This is a genomic window from Devosia sp. CAU 1758 (genome assembly GCF_054482695.1).
In genome coordinates this window covers 14,912-29,760 of record NZ_JBTLRJ010000001.1, presented here as the reverse complement: position 1 = coordinate 29,760, position 14,849 = coordinate 14,912, and the positions used below count along the sequence as shown (strand labels likewise).

16 protein-coding genes are annotated in these 14,849 nt (G+C 60.3%); 10 read left to right on the top strand and 6 right to left on the bottom strand.

Features of this window, described 5'->3' with window-relative positions; genetic code table 11:
• The first annotated feature begins 10 nt into the window (after positions 1-10).
• The gene (locus tag ACXYMS_RS00165) at positions 11-979 is read left to right on the top strand and encodes an SRPBCC family protein (protein WP_458903017.1); all 969 of its coding nucleotides are present in this window, start codon (positions 11-13) and stop codon (positions 977-979) included.
• Between the two features lie 318 nt (positions 980-1,297).
• A complete protein-coding gene (locus ACXYMS_RS00160; RefSeq protein ID WP_458903016.1) occupies positions 1,298-1,723 on the top strand; it encodes a GFA family protein in 426 nt (141 codons plus the stop codon).
• Between the two features lie 306 nt (positions 1,724-2,029).
• Here ACXYMS_RS00160 and ACXYMS_RS00155 read toward each other — a convergent pair whose 3' ends face one another.
• The 4 genes from ACXYMS_RS00155 to ACXYMS_RS00140 all read right to left on the bottom strand — a co-directional run bounded on the left by ACXYMS_RS00155 (position 2,030) and on the right by ACXYMS_RS00140 (position 4,979).
• On the bottom strand, positions 2,030-2,449 hold the full coding sequence (locus ACXYMS_RS00155; RefSeq protein WP_458903015.1) for a DUF2306 domain-containing protein: 420 nt from the start codon (positions 2,447-2,449) through the stop codon (positions 2,030-2,032).
• 234 nt (positions 2,450-2,683) lie between these two features.
• The gene (locus tag ACXYMS_RS00150; RefSeq protein ID WP_458903014.1) at positions 2,684-3,082 is read right to left on the bottom strand and encodes a YbhB/YbcL family Raf kinase inhibitor-like protein; all 399 of its coding nucleotides are present in this window, start codon (positions 3,080-3,082) and stop codon (positions 2,684-2,686) included.
• Positions 3,079-4,041: an alpha/beta hydrolase gene (locus ACXYMS_RS00145; RefSeq protein ID WP_458903013.1), complete on the bottom strand. Its 963-nt coding sequence runs from the start codon at positions 4,039-4,041 to the stop codon at positions 3,079-3,081. The genes ACXYMS_RS00150 and ACXYMS_RS00145 overlap by 4 nt, the downstream gene beginning before the upstream one ends.
• A 35-nt stretch (positions 4,042-4,076) precedes the next feature.
• Positions 4,077-4,979, bottom strand: coding sequence for a helix-turn-helix transcriptional regulator (locus ACXYMS_RS00140; protein ID WP_458903012.1), 903 nt, complete (start codon positions 4,977-4,979; stop codon positions 4,077-4,079).
• Positions 4,980-5,227: 248 nt separating this feature from the next.
• Between ACXYMS_RS00140 and ACXYMS_RS00135 the strand changes: the two genes are divergently transcribed.
• Positions 5,228-5,470, top strand: coding sequence for a response regulator (locus tag ACXYMS_RS00135; RefSeq protein ID WP_458903011.1), 243 nt, complete (start codon positions 5,228-5,230; stop codon positions 5,468-5,470).
• Between the two features lie 346 nt (positions 5,471-5,816).
• Here ACXYMS_RS00135 and ACXYMS_RS00130 read toward each other — a convergent pair whose 3' ends face one another.
• Positions 5,817-6,425 (bottom strand): CDP-alcohol phosphatidyltransferase family protein, encoded by a 609-nt coding sequence (locus ACXYMS_RS00130; protein WP_458903010.1) that lies wholly within the window; start codon positions 6,423-6,425, stop codon positions 5,817-5,819.
• A 204-nt stretch (positions 6,426-6,629) separates the two neighbouring features.
• Here ACXYMS_RS00130 and ACXYMS_RS00125 point away from each other — a divergent pair, with 204 nt between their 5' ends.
• From ACXYMS_RS00125 to ACXYMS_RS00105, 5 genes are all read left to right on the top strand, one after another.
• Positions 6,630-7,244 carry an RNA polymerase sigma factor gene (locus tag ACXYMS_RS00125; RefSeq protein ID WP_458903009.1) on the top strand — a complete coding sequence of 205 codons (615 nt, stop codon included), beginning with the start codon at positions 6,630-6,632 and terminating at the stop codon, positions 7,242-7,244.
• Positions 7,245-7,334: 90 nt separating this feature from the next.
• Positions 7,335-7,571, top strand: coding sequence for an anti-sigma factor family protein (locus ACXYMS_RS00120; RefSeq protein ID WP_458903008.1), 237 nt, complete (start codon positions 7,335-7,337; stop codon positions 7,569-7,571).
• A 266-nt stretch (positions 7,572-7,837) separates the two neighbouring features.
• Positions 7,838-8,653, top strand: coding sequence for a sterol desaturase family protein (locus ACXYMS_RS00115; protein ID WP_458903007.1), 816 nt, complete (start codon positions 7,838-7,840; stop codon positions 8,651-8,653).
• A 1-nt stretch (position 8,654) separates the two neighbouring features.
• The gene (locus tag ACXYMS_RS00110) at positions 8,655-9,407 is read left to right on the top strand and encodes a TVP38/TMEM64 family protein (protein ID WP_458903006.1); all 753 of its coding nucleotides are present in this window, start codon (positions 8,655-8,657) and stop codon (positions 9,405-9,407) included.
• 48 nt (positions 9,408-9,455) lie between these two features.
• A complete protein-coding gene (locus ACXYMS_RS00105; RefSeq protein ID WP_458903005.1) occupies positions 9,456-10,901 on the top strand; it encodes a dihydrolipoyl dehydrogenase family protein in 1,446 nt (481 codons plus the stop codon).
• A 4-nt stretch (positions 10,902-10,905) separates the two neighbouring features.
• On the opposite strand, the gene ACXYMS_RS00100 is transcribed toward ACXYMS_RS00105, so the two are convergent.
• Positions 10,906-11,571, bottom strand: coding sequence for an arylesterase (locus ACXYMS_RS00100; RefSeq protein WP_458903004.1), 666 nt, complete (start codon positions 11,569-11,571; stop codon positions 10,906-10,908).
• 25 nt (positions 11,572-11,596) lie between these two features.
• On the opposite strand from ACXYMS_RS00100, the gene ACXYMS_RS00095 reads away from it, so the two are divergent.
• Together ACXYMS_RS00095 and ACXYMS_RS00090 are read left to right on the top strand one after the other, a co-directional pair.
• A complete protein-coding gene (locus tag ACXYMS_RS00095) occupies positions 11,597-12,298 on the top strand; it encodes an ABC transporter ATP-binding protein (protein WP_458903003.1) in 702 nt (233 codons plus the stop codon).
• On the top strand, positions 12,295-14,841 hold the full coding sequence (locus ACXYMS_RS00090; RefSeq protein WP_458903002.1) for an ABC transporter permease: 2,547 nt from the start codon (positions 12,295-12,297) through the stop codon (positions 14,839-14,841). Before ACXYMS_RS00095 ends, ACXYMS_RS00090 begins: the two co-directional genes overlap by 4 nt.
• Positions 14,842-14,849 lie beyond the last annotated feature (8 nt).

Below are 14,849 nucleotides of genomic sequence, written 5' to 3'. Positions count from 1 at the left end.
GAGAAGGTCAATGATCGATGAACTGCGGGAAATGGCTAATAAGCAGAATGAACAAACAATCCATTCCGACTTCCCGGACCGCGACTGGGTTCTTCGGCCACCTCTTTGGGCAAACGCGCTGTTCTCAGGCCTGTGCGGGACAGCTATGGCCTTGTGGTCTACGGAGGTCATAAAACTCACAGCAACAGGTCCTGAGGTCGCGTACCAGGTGGTGGGGCTTGGCCTCATACTATTTGCTTCTACTGTGGCCATCATCGCGCTCCGCCCCACTCCCCTGCTGGTGCTCACGGTGGTTGTCGCCGACATCATCTGGATCGGAGGTACGTTGCTCGGTGCAGCGCTCCTGGCGAGCTCCGTATCAATCACAGGTTGGGCGATGCTCGCTGGCGTCAACGGAACCGTGGGCATCCTCGCCTACCTTCAGTATCGCTCGATAATCACCTACTATTCCGCGCCAGCAGGGTGCGATGAGCAGTTTCGGCTTTGCCTGCAGACCCGAGTTGATGTTCCGCCAGAGACCTTCTGGCCTGTACTATCCAACCTGGCTGCCATCCAGACGTACATGCCGTCCTTACGATTTTCGACACTAACTGATGGTGATGTGCCCGGCGAAGGTTGTGTCCGCACCTGTGAGAATCTAAAGGGAGGCAGGTGGTCGGAGCGCTGCGACCGTTGGATCGAGGGCGTTGGTTTCGAAATGACCTTCCTCACCGAAGCCGAAGGATTTCCATACCCATTCAGCCGCATGAGGGGCGGATGGAACCTGAGCCCCGCTGGTACTGGTAGCACTGTCCAGGTGTGGTGGCGTGTTACCTCGCGCAACCGCCGAGGCGCGGGAATTCTCTTGCCATTGATGCAGGCAAGCTTGGCCAAGGGCATGGCCCTCGTTGTCGCCAACATGGCGAACGCCGCGTCACCTGAAGTGGCACACGTGCACCGCCAGTGGCTACGCCGCTCTGGTACGATGTTGCCATGCTAGGCGACCTGGCGCGCCAGTACCCGATACCAGCGCTATTGAGCATTCTTCGCAGTTGGGGTTGCGCGAGCAAAACGCTGCGGCGTTGTCGTCAGACGCGCTGTTCCGATCGTCGGCGGCGAACATGGGACGGGCCTTCGGGGCGATCGAGAATATAACTGGAAGTTGGGCAAGATCAGCGATGGCTGGCCAGTTCTTTTGTCACGTTTTACCCAAGACCGCTGAGACGTTTCGGTAGTTGGTTACGACCCGTTATTGCCGTGGTATTTTTTAGCGCCACCGTATTCGCGACCGGCTCGAATATTATTTGGAGCGAGGTCAGTGAGCCAACAATACAGCGGAAGATGTCTCTGCGGTGAGATTAGCTATGTGGCGCACGGTAAGCCCTTGATTGTGGCGCAATGCCACTGCGAAGAATGCCGGCGAATAAGCGGAACCGGTCACACCATTGGTGCCATGTTTCCGAAGGAGGCGGTTGAGATCTTTGGTGACCTAAAAACGTTCAGATACCTCTCAGGAAAGGATTCTGAGGTCACGAAGGCTTTCTGCAACAGTTGCGGCAGCCCCGTATTTGGGACCAACACGCGTTCGCCAGAACACCTGACACTTTCGCTAGGCACCATGGATGATGCAAAAGGGCTTTCTGTAGAAGTCGTCATTTTCGAGAGAGACAAGCAGCATTGGGATCATCTCCAGAGCGATGTGGTACTTTTTAACACTCAGCCGGACTGGACACCTGCGGCCTAAGGCCTATCGGCTGCAAATGCGGCCTGCTAGGGCGGGCGTCAAGCGGGTCGTACTGACGTCGTCTGTAGCATCAATTGTGTACAACGACGCATCGGCGCCGTTCGATGAAATTGGACAGAGCTCGGTCATCCCGCTTCAACGGCGGACTACCGGTCTAGAACTTTGGCTGAGCAGGCGGCTTGGCAGTTTCGCCAGCCCGAGCGCTACACGATCCGGGCGTCCGTCCATGATGCTAGTGCTACGGTCACGGAATGCTAGGAGGTACCGCCATTCCAGTGCCCGGTCTTCGCACTCACCGATATCCAGCTACCGGAACAATCCTAGGAGGAAAATACCTGCAAGGCGCCCGGAATCTAGAGCAAATGCTCCAGCCACTATCAATCCGACGTAGAGGCTGGTGAGTATCTGACGGTGAGCCTTCACATTGCCACCATGGATCGATGCAATCGCTGCAGGCACGGCTACGGCGGTTCCGAGTGAGAACAAGTGAATGCCGCTGAAACCTCCGTGGGGTCCGCGGATCCAGAAGCTCGCAATAGCCGTGATCAGCATCAATGCCAGCCAGAGCCGTCCTAGCGACCGGTGTAGGCGATCGCCTTTGCGGTTAGCGAGCACAAAAGCCCCAAGAAGCAGCGCTGGTAACACTGTGGTAAGGTGTACGACCACAGCAAGGCGCGGTGTGTCGTATCTCCCACCTATCGGAGCCTGAGCGGGCTGCAGTTGCATGAGCAACAGTGTCACTGCAACTGTAGCGAGCGCTAGGACTACAACCCCGGCGCCTCTGAAATGTAAAAGCACACGTTTCCTCGTTCGAACTAGGACGGGTGATAACTGGATTTTGGAGCACAAGCTCTGTGCCCGCCAGCAAGCGTGAGCCGATACGTATCGTATCGAGTCGGCGACGATTGCTCTAAAGTACTCCAAGGGAGCGGCGCGAGCAGCCAAATAAGCTAGAACAGATCATGGTGATGCTGTGAACTCAGCCTGGACACGGGCCTCGCCCAGTGCAGTTCCTGCGCTGTCGAGGGCGGTTATTCTCCATTCGTAGAGGTGAGTGCCGCTGAACGGACAGGGACCGAGGTACTTGAAAGCGTCTTCACGTACCACAGGGTCACCGTCATAAGGGATGGCGCGCCCGCGATGCGCAAAGTCAGTCGTCAGGTCGGTCAGAAAGAAGTCGAGTTCGGTTGTGCCTTCTGGCACCTCGGACAGGCGGAACTGCGGGCTTGCCAGTATGCGTAGGGCGCCGCCCGAGCATGCTGGAACGTTGAAAAAATCGAATTGCGCTTCGAATGCCAACACGGGAACGAGTTGCGCCAGCAGGGCAAGCGCTGCAATGGCTGTATGGCGCAAAATCATGCATCACTCCTGAGGAGGAAGCCAAGAGCGTCCTTAACGCGAGGGATCCACCAGCGGCCATGGTGGCCCGTGCCGACGTAGATGCGGGCCTCAAGGTTTTTTGTCGGGTCCCAGCCCGAAGCGATTAATGCCTCAGCGAGCGCCTTGTGACTGCCTGCGTAGTACTGGTCGAGATCGATGGTGCCATGATCCAGCCAAAGCCGATGGCCCTCGGCTGGAATGCGTTGTGCCATTCTCGCTACAGCGGCTTCGATTTCTGGCATGGCATCTGCTGGCATTGGAAAGTCAGGTGATCCGGCTGCGGCTCCCATCATGAAAAGGTGTGCCGACATGGCAACTGCTCCACCAAAGACGTCGGGATGGGTGGCCATTGCCTCAACGGCAATGAGCCCCCCCATGCTGACACCAAAGGTGAAGGTGTGCTGCCGGTCGGGAAGCGTGTTGAACTCAGCATCTACTCGAGGCTTGAGTTCCTCCACGATAAACCGAAGATAAGCATCAGACATGGTTTCGCCGGCGATGCTCAGTTCCACGGCCTCGCGGATGTGCGACGGCATGTCAGAGACCATGCTGGACGCATTGTATTCGCGTTCTCGCTCGGCGGTGGCCCATATGCCCACGACAATAGCGGGTCCGACGCCGGTTTCGGCAAGTTCGCCCATTGCGCGATCCAATTCGAGCGGCCATTCGTCAACTGATACGGTGCTATCGAAAAGGTTCTCGCCGTCATGGGCATAGATGACGGGCAGCGGGCCGTCCATGTGCTGTGGAAGCCAGATGGTGACATCGCGTGGACCAACATGGTCCGATTGCACATCGCGCCAGTGCACGATGCGACCGGGACTCGCGACAGGGTCGGGGGCTTCAGGTGCAAGGCCGTTAGCCTGGGCGGCAACGACAAGCGCCGGGGCAGCAACGGCGGCGATCAACATGGAACGACGGCTGATGGCAGCAGGCATGATCTCTCCTCAGAAAATGGCTGGGAGAAGGTAGGTCAAGCAGGGCGCATTGGCGTGTTTTCATCGGCTCCATTGCTGTGTGGAGAAGCTCCAAAATAGATGCTGCGGTAATCGGCTGGTGTAATGCCGAAATGCCGGCGGAAACTCTGCGCGAACACGGAATGCGAGGAGAACCCGATTTTCTCCCAAATCGCCGAAGGTCTATGACCCTCCACACCAAGAAGGTGCGCTGCTTGCTCCATACGTCTTTCTTGAAGCCAGCGGCCTGGCGAATTTCCATAGATCTTTGAGAATGCCCGCTTGAATGCAGCCAGGCTCATGCCGGACAGGAAGGCCAACTCGGTTAGGGTCAGATTATCTTGCCAATGCACTTCTACCACGCCGCTCACGCGTAGCGTCGGTGGATCAGAAGCCAAACTCAGCCATTCGCGCAACGCCGCACCTTGCCCGACAAGAGCGAGTAGATGAAGCAATTCCTCAAGCCTCATTTCGCTGAGGCGGCACGGCGAGGGACCGTAGTCCCTTAAATCGTCAGCGATGGCATTTGCTGCGGTCAGTAGGCGCGGGAAATGCCCTATCAAGCGGCTCGAATTCGGCACTTTTGTTGGATTGCCGGCAATCTGAGCTACCATCCGAAACAGAATTGGAATGGGCGCAAAGACCATCAGGCATCGAAAAGTTTCTCCTACCTCATCCACCGCTACAGAAACCACGCGACCTTGTGGATGCAGGACGACGCTACCGGGCCCCGCCAGATCGGTACCAGATGGGCTGCTAAGTTGGCGCTCTCCTGCGAGCCCGACGACCAATGCGGGACGGGAAAAATTCAACATGTATCGGCTGCCGATGTAGCCTCCAACATGTTCATAAATAGTCACCCCTTCCGCTTGGAATGGCTCCGGGAGATTGTCGGGAAGATAGAACAAGGTTGCGGACAAGCTGCACCTTATCTTGGCTTTTGGGTATCAGGAGAGGGCAATAGCAGATTGCAGGTTCAGCGCCAGGGTCGCAAGCGCCGCCGAGACCAGAGCGCTTGCTGAAAATGCATCTTACCTTGGCCGAATTCGAGGCAAAACCATACGCTATGCCCTAAGAAAAACTTACGAAACAAGCCTGCTTCCGACCAACTGTCGACTAGACAGGCCAGTCAGCTTTCCACCGACGCCGCCGAACGGTAGTGCGTTGTGTGAAGGTCCTTTATGTCGATGACGAGCCCGATGTCCGTGAAGTCGCGGAGCTATGTCTTCAACTTGACCCGAGCCTGATGGTGCGCACCTGCGAGAGCGGCAAGCAGGCGATAGAGGTCGCCGCTTCCTGGCTGCCGGACGCAATTTTGCTCGACGTGATGATGCCGCGTATGGACGGGCCGATGACCCACTCTCCCCTGCTTGCAGCGCCGGAAACGGTTAGCTTACCAGCGCTTTTGTGACAGCGCGAATGCAGCCTCAGAAATCGAGAAGCTGCGGTCGCTTGACGTCAGGGGATCATTGCAAAACCCTTTGACCCGATGACCTTAGCCAAGGACGTCAATGACGTGATGGGTTGGAGTGGTTAGCGGATGGTCCCCTGCCCCGCGACCCTCTAACGAGCGCCTTTAGCGGGGCAGTTGCCAGACCTCCGCCGTTGGACAGATCTAGCCCGAAGTAGACATACATCATCGAGCGGAAAATAGGGTAGTGGCCCGAAATAATTACTTGTGGTCGCAGAGAGACGGCCCATCTTAGCGTCGGGGAGGCTTTGATATACTTCTCAAAATCGGCGCGAGAAAACGGCTCTCACTCTGCAAAAACCTTCCAGCCCCACCACCAACGGACCAGCGTGGTCACGAAGGCAAGGGCGGAAAACACGGCCGCGATGGTGGCAAACAGCCCTGGGAAAAGGCAGACTAGAATGAATAAGGCAATGGTCTCGGTGCCCTCGGTGATGCCACCAAGATAGTAGAGACCCTTCTTGGGCATTTTCAGCGAGTTGAGGCTCCTGCGCTGCGCAATCACGGCAAACGCCAGAAAGCTTGAGCCCGTGCCGACAAAAGATAACAACAGCAGCGATCCGGCCAGCCCGTTCGCCGCGGGGTCGGCCAGGACAAAAGCAAATGGAATGGCGGCGTAAAAGAAGAAGTCGAGCGCAATGTCGAGGAAGGCGCCGCGGTCAGTCGGACCGGCCAGTCGTGCCACTGCCCCATCGAGCCCGTCGAAGATGCGGTTTAGCGCGATGAGCAGCAGGCCAAGCATAAACTGACCGCCTGCAATAGCCGGAACGGCTGCAAGTCCAATGACAAACCCGACGAGTGTTATTCGGTTCGCGGTGGCACCATGCGCCAACAGCCACTCCCCCAGGGGGCGCAGGAGCCGTTCTTGTGTCGGAATGATGTAGTTGTCGAGCACGCGAGGATCACTTTCTGGGGGAAGAAGCTGTCAACCAACGCCCCTCCGCTAAACGCGCTACTTAGTTGATCGAGCCTTCCACTTGTTACAGTTCGAGCCCCTTTTTTTGTAACCTCCGGTCACAATGACGCGAATGGGGAGGGAATCCGAGAAAAGACTGCTAGTCACGCTGCTGGGGATTTTGGGGCTTGTATGGTTTTGCGAGTGGCGCACTCCAGGCGCGACGAGCGCGCTTTGATCCAGGCGCTGAAGCGTGGTGACGAGAAGGCGTTTCGCCAGTTGGTGGCCGAGCAGCAGAAGTCCATGCTCGCCTTTGCCCGCACATTTCTGCGCGATCCCTCGGCGGCGGAAGAGGCCGTGCAGGATACCTGGATGGCCCTCATATCCGGGATTGCCAAATTCGAGGAACGATCATCTCTCAAGAGCTGGACGTTTGCTGTGCTGGCCAACATCGCCCGCACCAAGGCCAAACGCAACGGCCGCTCGGTGTCTTTTTCGGATATGGGCTACAATGACCCAGCGGTCGATCCGGACCGGTTCCTGGGCGACGGCTCCTGGCTATCCCCGCCGGGGCGATGGTCGGAAATCAACCCGGAACGCATCGTAGGCGGCAAGCAATTACTGGCCCATGCCATGTCCGTTCTCGAAACACTGCCACCCAATCAGCGCGCCGTAGTGACGCTTCGCGACCTCGAAGGTCTTTCGCCTGAGAAAACTTGTTCGATCCTTGAGGTCAGCGAGGCCAATCACCGCATTCTGCTGCACCGTGGACGCTCCCGTATGAGGGCGGCTCTCGAAGAGCTGACGGGAAAGGCTTGAGGCCGAGCGTAACAGCTGGCGCCTTGAACTTACTCACCTACATAAACGATCAAGATTGGGCGCCACCATTTGCGCCCTGGAGACCAGACCATGCTTAGTTGCCGCGAACTCAGCGAGACCGCGACCGACTACCTCGAAGGCACGCTGACCTTGCGCCAGCGCGTCGGCGTCAGGATGCACCTGCTCATGTGCAAGCATTGCCGCGCCTATGTCGACCAGCTCGCAAAAACGGTGGCGCTCTTGAAATCAGCTCAGACCGGGCGGGATAGCATCGAACCTGACCCTCGCGTCATCGAGGTCTTTCGCAATGCCGCGGGCAAGCCATAACTGCAGCAGCATGATCGCCGACGTACTTCGTAACCGGGGCCCGCTCCGGCATTGGCCTGAGCTTTGTGCGATTACTGACAGGCTTGGGCCATGTTGTCATCGCTATAAGCAGCGTGCTTTCTCGTTGCGGGGCCATCGCGGATAACCCGCTTTATGCAGCGTGGCCGTTCATAAAACTGCGCCCCGCACCACCGATTACGGATGAGCATGCGTAACAGTCAGGCGGGTCAGAAGACCAAGCTGCATATGCAAAGGCCTTGACCGACATGAACGACATACTTTTTCTGCCCGAACCCATCATTCGTTTCGGGTCCTTTGTCCTGATTTTTGGACTGCTCGCCGTCATTGAACTGACCCATCCACGGCTCGAGCGGCCCGAAATGCTCGCCGCGCTCAAGACTCGGCGCTGGTTGACCAATGTGGGCACGCTGGTGATCTCGTCCGTGAGCCTGCGCGTCCTGTTTCCTGCGGCTGCCGTGGGCACTGCCCTCTGGGCGGAAAGCCTGGGCATTGGGGTTTTCAACCAGGTCGATGTCCCGCTCTGGCTGGCGGCACTGATTTCTATCATCGTGCTGGATTTCGCTGTCTGGCTCGAGCACCTGTTGAGCCACAAAATCCCGATCCTGTGGCGCATTCATCGTATGCATCATGCCGACACCGGCTTCGACCTCACCACGGCATTGCGCTTCCACCCGCTGGAAATCGTGCTGTCCATGGTGTGGAAGGCGGCCATCGTGGTGGCACTCGGTGCGCCTGCGTGGTCGGTGCTGATTTTCGAAGTGGTGCTCAACGGCGCGGCCATGTTCAATCACGCCAATATCACCCTGCCGACCCGGGTAGATCGCTTTGTCCGTCTGCTGGTGGTGACTCCAGACATGCACCGCGTCCATCACTCTACAGACCGCCGCGAGACTGACAGCAATTACGGCTTCAATCTGGCCATCTGGGACCGGATATTCGCCACCTACACCGATCAGCCAGCCAAGGGGCATCGAAACATGGACATCGGGCTGGCTGACTATCGCGACACCGCGCCGACGCGGCTTGGATGGTCACTGCTGCTACCGTTCCGGAGACGCTGACATGCGGCACCCTGAATCATCATCTCAGGCGGGCAAGTCGCTGCTGCGCTTCGCGCCATTGGCTCTGATCCTGATGTTGCTGGCCACCGGCCTCTTGCTTGGCTGGCACCGATACCTGACCCTCGACTATCTGGCCGAGATCCGCACCACGCTTAAGGCGTTTGCCGCAGACCATGGCTGGCTGGCCGTTCTGACCTATGTGCTCGGCTACGCCATCGCGGTGGCGGTAGCCTTCCCCGCAACCTGGTTGCTCACCCTGACGGGCGGCTTCCTTTATGGCATCTGGGTTGGCGGCCTGCTGGCGGCCACGGGAGCAACTATTGGCGCCACACTGCTGTTCTGGGCTGCCCAGACAGCCTTCGGGGAAGGTCTGCGCTCGCGCGTGGACGGATTTGCCGGCAAGGTGGCTCGGGGCTTTGAGGCCAATGCCTTCAGCTATCTTCTGGCGTTGCGGCTCGCCCCCGTTCTGCCCTTTGCCGTCGTTAACATCGTGCCTGCCTTGTTCAAGGTTCCACTCACCACCTATGTCGCGGCAACGCTCATGGGCATCCTGCCCGGCGCGTTGGTCTATGCTTCGATCGGCCAGGGTCTGGAGACAATTCTCGCCGATGCGGCAGCGCTCGATCGACCCGTAGGTGTGGGCGACCTGGTCACACCCGGAATTACATTGGGGCTGCTTGGGCTGGCCCTTCTTGCGGCCATCGCGCCGCTCACGGGTTTCATTCGAAAGAAATTGGCGGGCCGTAACACCTGATTGCCTCGTCAGACCAAGATGAAACCAAGCGCCAAGCGAGCCAATTCCATGCATGCGAAATTACCCCCCGAGAGTCTCTCCTGCGATGTCTGCGTTATTGGGGGGGGCTCGGCCGGCCTGAGTGCTGCTGCGGGTGCGGCGCAGCTTGGCGCAAAGGTGGTGCTCATCGAGCAGGGCGCCATGGGCGGGGATTGCCTTAACACAGGCTGTGTTCCCTCCAAGTCGCTGATTGCGGCGGCGCATGCCGCGCGTGTCTTTACCTCTGCGATGGCGCTTGGCGTCGGCGACGCCATAGCGCCCAAAATCGACTTCGAGGCGGTCCATCACCATATCCACGGCGTGATCGGCGCCATCGCGCCCCACGACAGTGTCGAGCGCTTTGAAGGCATGGGCATCAAGGTCATCAAGGAGACTGCTCGCTTCACCAGCCCAACCGAACTGGTCGCTGGCCGCCACCGCATCACGGCACGCCGTTTCGTGGTTGCCACCGGCTCCGGGGCAGTTGTCCCGCCGGTGCCGGGATTGCGCGAGCTCGATCCGCTGACCAACAAGACCATCTTCGACCTCATCGAGCGCCCCGATCATTTGCTGGTCGTTGGTGGCGGGCCCATCGGGCTGGAGATGGCGCAGGCATTCAGACGCCTGGGGTCGGAGGTTACCATCGTCGATGTGGCGGGTATCCTGCCGCGCGACGAACCGGAGGCTGTTGAACTGATCCGGGGCGTCCTGCGCGATGAAGGCATCGTGCTTCATGAACAGGCCAAGCTGATCGACCCCAAGAGAAGCGAAGCTGGCGTCGGCGCGACAATCGAAACGGCAATGAATCGGTACGAAATAACGGCAAGCCATGTGCTGGTCGCTGCAGGCCGCAAGGCCAATGTCGAGGATATGGGGCTGGAGCTTGCCGGGGTAAAATTCGGTCCGAAGGGGATCGAGGTGGATGGCCGGTTGCGGACGTCTAATTCCCGCGTCTTCGCGCTCGGCGATGTGGCCGGTGGGCCGCAATTCACCCACATCGCCGGCTACCACGCCGGCATCTTCATCCGCAACGCTATGTTCGGCCTGCCGGCCAAGGTGGACTATTCGGCCTTGCCCTGGGTCACCTATCTCGACCCAGAAGTGGCTCATGTTGGACTGACCGAGGCCGAGGCGCGCAAGGCGCATGGCGAGGTCACCGTGATTGTAGAGCACATGGACGACAACGACCGGGCACAGGCGGAACGCCGAACGGAAGGCTTCATCAAGCTGATCCTGACGAAAAGGGGAAAAGTGCTCGGAGCTACAATGGTAGCGCCCCATGCTGGCGAAATGATCAGTGTCTGGGGACTGGTGATTTCCGGCAAGGTGAAACTCTCTGCCGTGGCGTCCATGATTGCGCCCTATCCCACCCTGGCCGAGATTTCCAAGCGCGCTGCCAGCGCCTATTTCAAGCCCAAGCTGTTCGGGCGTCTGCCGAAAGCCTGGGTTGGGCTGGTACAAAGGGTCTTTCCGTGAAGCGTCAGGGTTCTATCTGCTGAATCAGCGCTTCCACGAGCGGCATGACGCCGGCCACGATCACCGCGACACCCTCAGCGTTGGGGTGGCGCAAATCGGGCTGGTTGAGCGCTGGATCCAGCGCCACGCCCTCAAGGAAGAACGGGTAGAGCAAGGCGTCGTGTTCTTGGGCCAGTTCGGGGTAGGTGGCGTCGAACGCATCGACATAGTCCGCGCCTAGCCCGCGATTGGCCATCATGCCCAGGAGAAGCACTGGTACGTCGAGCGCATCGAGACGCGCCATGATCACCTCAAGGTTCGAGCGGGCGTCGGCCGCGGGGAGGCCCTGCAACATATCGTTGGCTCCGAGCCCCAGGATGACCGCGTCGGGCGGATCGCCCAGCGTCCAGTCCAGCCGGGCCAGTCCATCGGCCGTGGTATCTCCGGAGACGCTGGCATTAACCAGATTGACAGCAAGCCCCTTCTTATCCATGGCCGCCTGCAACTGACCCATGAAGCTTTCATCGGCGGACAGCCCCAGCCCAGCCAAGAGGGAGTCACCGTACAGCAGGATCGTGGGCTCCTCGGCCAGCGCCGGCTGCTCCAATGCCGCAATCGTGCCGATAAAGGCCATTGCGCCGATGGCGCGCTGCCACCATCTTGTATTCATAAACGCTGCCACCGTGTTCATTCCGACCAATTCCTGGCCCGCTCCCATGATCGATACCATCGCCCGCACGCGGGACATGAACCTGCACCTTAAGTCGGGCGGCAGCGCGCTTCATATCCTCAAAGCCATCACGTTTGCGATAAATCCGGGTGAGGTGGTCTCCGTTGTGGGGCCGTCCGGGAGCGGCAAGACCAGCCTGCTGATGGTGTTGGGCGGCCTTGAAAAAGCCAGTGACGGGGTTGTCGCCATCGGCGGCACCAATCTTGCGGGTCTGGACGAGGATCAGCTCGCCGATATGCGCCGGCAGAACATCGGCATCCTGTTCCAGAATTTCCACCTCATTCCTTCGATGACGACGCTCGAGAACGTCGCCCTGGCGCTTGAGATTGCCTTCGATGATCTGCCCGTTGCCGAAATCCGGGCGCGTGCCCGGGCGGCGCTGGCCGAGGTGGGGTTGGGCGAGCGCGAGACCCATCTGCCGAGCGCCCTGTCCGGGGGCGAGCAGCAGCGGGTGGGTCTGGCGCGTGCCATTGTCACCCGGCCAAAGCTCCTGCTGGCGGATGAACCTACCGGAAATCTGGACCAGGAAACTGCCGCGTCGGCGATCGACCTTCTGTTCAGCCTGGCGCGGCGCAACAATATGGCCGTGATGCTGATCACCCATGACAATGGCCTGGCCATGCGGGCCGATCGCCGCATGCGCATGGACCATGGGGAATTGCGGGAACTGGAAGCGGCCGTCGCATGAGGCGCCTGCAAGGCTGGTTGCGCGTCGCATTGATCGACCTGCGCGGCAGCGCGCAGCGGTTTGTTATCCTGATTGCCTGCCTCGCCCTGGGCGTGGCCGCCATCGGCACCGTCAGCGCGGTGCGCAGCAGCGTCGAGGCCGCCATCGAACGCGACGCCCGGCTGATCCTGGGGGGCGACCTCGAATTGCGGTCGCAGCGCAGCGATGTCGATGATGCGGTGGTCGCGGCGCTTGATGGGCTGGGGCGCGTCAGCCGGGAAGTTGAGCTCAATTCCCAGGCGACGGCCAATGGCAGGAGCGCATTCCTGTCGCTTCGGGCGGTGACAGACGCCTACCCGCTCGTCGGGGAGGTTAGTTTGGCCGCCGGCGCACAGGATGGCAGCCTGGCCGACCTGCTCGCTGATCGGAATGGCAGTTTCGGCGTGTTGCTCTCGCAGCCGGCGGCACTACGCCTAGCCGTGCAGGTCGGCGAGACTGTCCGCATCGGCGCCCTTGATGTCGAATTGCGCGGCATTATCGCGGCGCTGCCGGATCAGGCGACGGCTGGCTTCCAACTGGGCGCCCCCGCACTGATTTCGAGCGCGGCACTGGCACCGGCCGGGCTGCGCGAGGAAGGTGTGCTCAGCCAGTTCCGCTACAAGGTCTTGCTGACCGACGGCGTTTTCGAGGCCGCGCAGACCGCGCTGGAAGAAGGGTTTCCGGACAGGGACTGGCAGATCCGCTCGCCGCGCCAGGCGACAGCAACCATTGCCCGGTTCATTGGCGTCTTCGGAAACTTCATGCTGCTGGTGGCCCTCTCCTCAATGGTGGTCGGCGGACTGGGCGCGGCCAATGCAGTGGCTGCCTATGTCGGCGAGCGCCAGGGGGCCATTGCCACGATGCGTTCGCTCGGCGCCAAGGGCGGCCGTGTACTGTTTCATTTCCTGGTGCAGATTGCTCTGCTCTCACTCATCGCCGTTGGCATCGGCATGGTGATCGTCGCCGCAGCAACACTGACGCTGCTGCCTTTGCTCTCGGGCCTCATCGGCATCGACCTGCCGCCGGTACTGGACTTCCGGTCCATGCTGGTCGCCGGGGGCATCGGCCTGGTCACCGCGCTGATCTTTTCATGGGTGCCCTTGCTGCAGGCGCGCGCCGTCCGGCCGGCCCTGCTGTTCCGGGCCGGATCGAGTAGCGCGATGGAGGGTCTTGCCTGGCGGGCCATGCTAAAACCAGGCTTCGTTGCGCCGCTCCTCGTCGGGTTCGTTACCCTGTTCGGCCTGACCCTGCTGATCGCCAACGATCTCCGTTTGGTGGCCATATACTTTGCTGGAACGCTGGTCGCCTTTGCCTTGCTGCGGCTCGCGGCGGCCCTTCTGCGGCGTTTCCTGGTCAGTATGCCGGCACCACGCCAGCGCCTGCTCCGTCAGGCGGTCTTGGCAATCATCCGCCCTGGCGCACCGACCACGACCGTCCTGGTGTCGATGGGCATGGGGCTTTCCCTGCTCCTGCTTATCGTCACTACCCAGTCCAACATCAATGACCAGATCGCCACCGAGGTTAGCGCCGAGGCACCCGATTTCGTGCTGCTGGACATGGATCGGGACGAACTCGCTGCCCTCGAGGCCTTCGTCGTTGAGACGCCGCAGATCGAGGCGCTGACGACCATCCCCATGCTGCGGGGTGTCATCACTGAGCTGAATGGGGATCCCGCGCCCTCAAGTGACGACGTGCCTCGCGACGTCGCCGATATGTTCCGCGGCGATACAGCCCTGACCTGGTCGACAACGGTCCCGCCAGGCACCGTGATCGAGGATGGCGATTGGTGGCCGGAGGATTACTCAGGCGACCCACAGGTCTCTCTCAGCACCGAAATGCGGGACGCGCTGAACCTTGAACTGGGTGATACGATCACCCTCTCGATTGCCGGGCGGCCGCTGACCATGACCATTGCCAGCTTTCGCACCATCGACTGGCGCAGCCCGGACTTCAATTTCCGTATCATCGTCTCGCCCGGCCTGATCAAAAGCGCGCCGCAATCCTATTTCGGCACCATCAAGACGTTGCCCGGCGCTGCACCAGGGATAGAAGCGAGCCTGATTGCAGCCCTGCCACAGCTTACCTTTGTGCCTGTGGGAGATGCGCTGGCCCGTGTGCAGTCCGTGTTCGACGGGTTGATCAGCGCCATAGCCCTAGTCAGCGGCACCGCTGTCATTGCCGGCGTACTGGTGCTGGCCGGCGCGCTCAGTGTCGGTCGTCAGCAACGCGAGGCCGATGCGGTCGTCATGAAAGTGCTCGGGGCCCGGCGCTCCTTCGTGATCCTGGCGTTTCTGGTTGAATATGCCCTCTTGGGCGCCATCGCAGCGCTCCTGGCCAGCCTTATCGCTCTCACCGGCGCCTGGGCAGCATCGACGTTCCTGCTAGAAATCGGCTTTGCCGTTCAACCGCTGCAACTGGGCCTGCTGGCGACCGGCATCATCGTCGTCACGACCGCAACCGGGGCCGCCACGACCTGGTCTGCCATGTCCGCAAGGCCTGCCGATCGCTTGCGGGAGGATGGCTAGCTCGCGCC

Bases quoted from the DNA above. Each gene is read 5' to 3' on its own strand.
- ACXYMS_RS00165 (WP_458903017.1), top strand. From the start codon at position 11: ATGATCGATGAACTGCGGGAAATGGCTAATAAGCAGAATGAACAAACA.
- ACXYMS_RS00155 (WP_458903015.1), bottom strand. From the start codon at position 2,449: ATGCAACTGCAGCCCGCTCAGGCTCCGATAGGTGGGAGATACGACACA.
- ACXYMS_RS00150 (WP_458903014.1), bottom strand. From the start codon at position 3,082: ATGATTTTGCGCCATACAGCCATTGCAGCGCTTGCCCTGCTGGCGCAA.
- ACXYMS_RS00145 (WP_458903013.1), bottom strand. From the start codon at position 4,041: ATGCCTGCTGCCATCAGCCGTCGTTCCATGTTGATCGCCGCCGTTGCT.
- ACXYMS_RS00120 (WP_458903008.1), top strand. From the start codon at position 7,335: ATGCTTAGTTGCCGCGAACTCAGCGAGACCGCGACCGACTACCTCGAA.
- ACXYMS_RS00115 (WP_458903007.1), top strand. From the start codon at position 7,838: ATGAACGACATACTTTTTCTGCCCGAACCCATCATTCGTTTCGGGTCC.
- ACXYMS_RS00110 (WP_458903006.1), top strand. From the start codon at position 8,655: ATGCGGCACCCTGAATCATCATCTCAGGCGGGCAAGTCGCTGCTGCGC.
- ACXYMS_RS00105 (WP_458903005.1), top strand. From the start codon at position 9,456: ATGCATGCGAAATTACCCCCCGAGAGTCTCTCCTGCGATGTCTGCGTT.
- ACXYMS_RS00100 (WP_458903004.1), bottom strand. From the start codon at position 11,571: ATGAACACGGTGGCAGCGTTTATGAATACAAGATGGTGGCAGCGCGCC.
- ACXYMS_RS00095 (WP_458903003.1), top strand. From the start codon at position 11,597: ATGATCGATACCATCGCCCGCACGCGGGACATGAACCTGCACCTTAAG.
- ACXYMS_RS00090 (WP_458903002.1), top strand. From the start codon at position 12,295: ATGAGGCGCCTGCAAGGCTGGTTGCGCGTCGCATTGATCGACCTGCGC.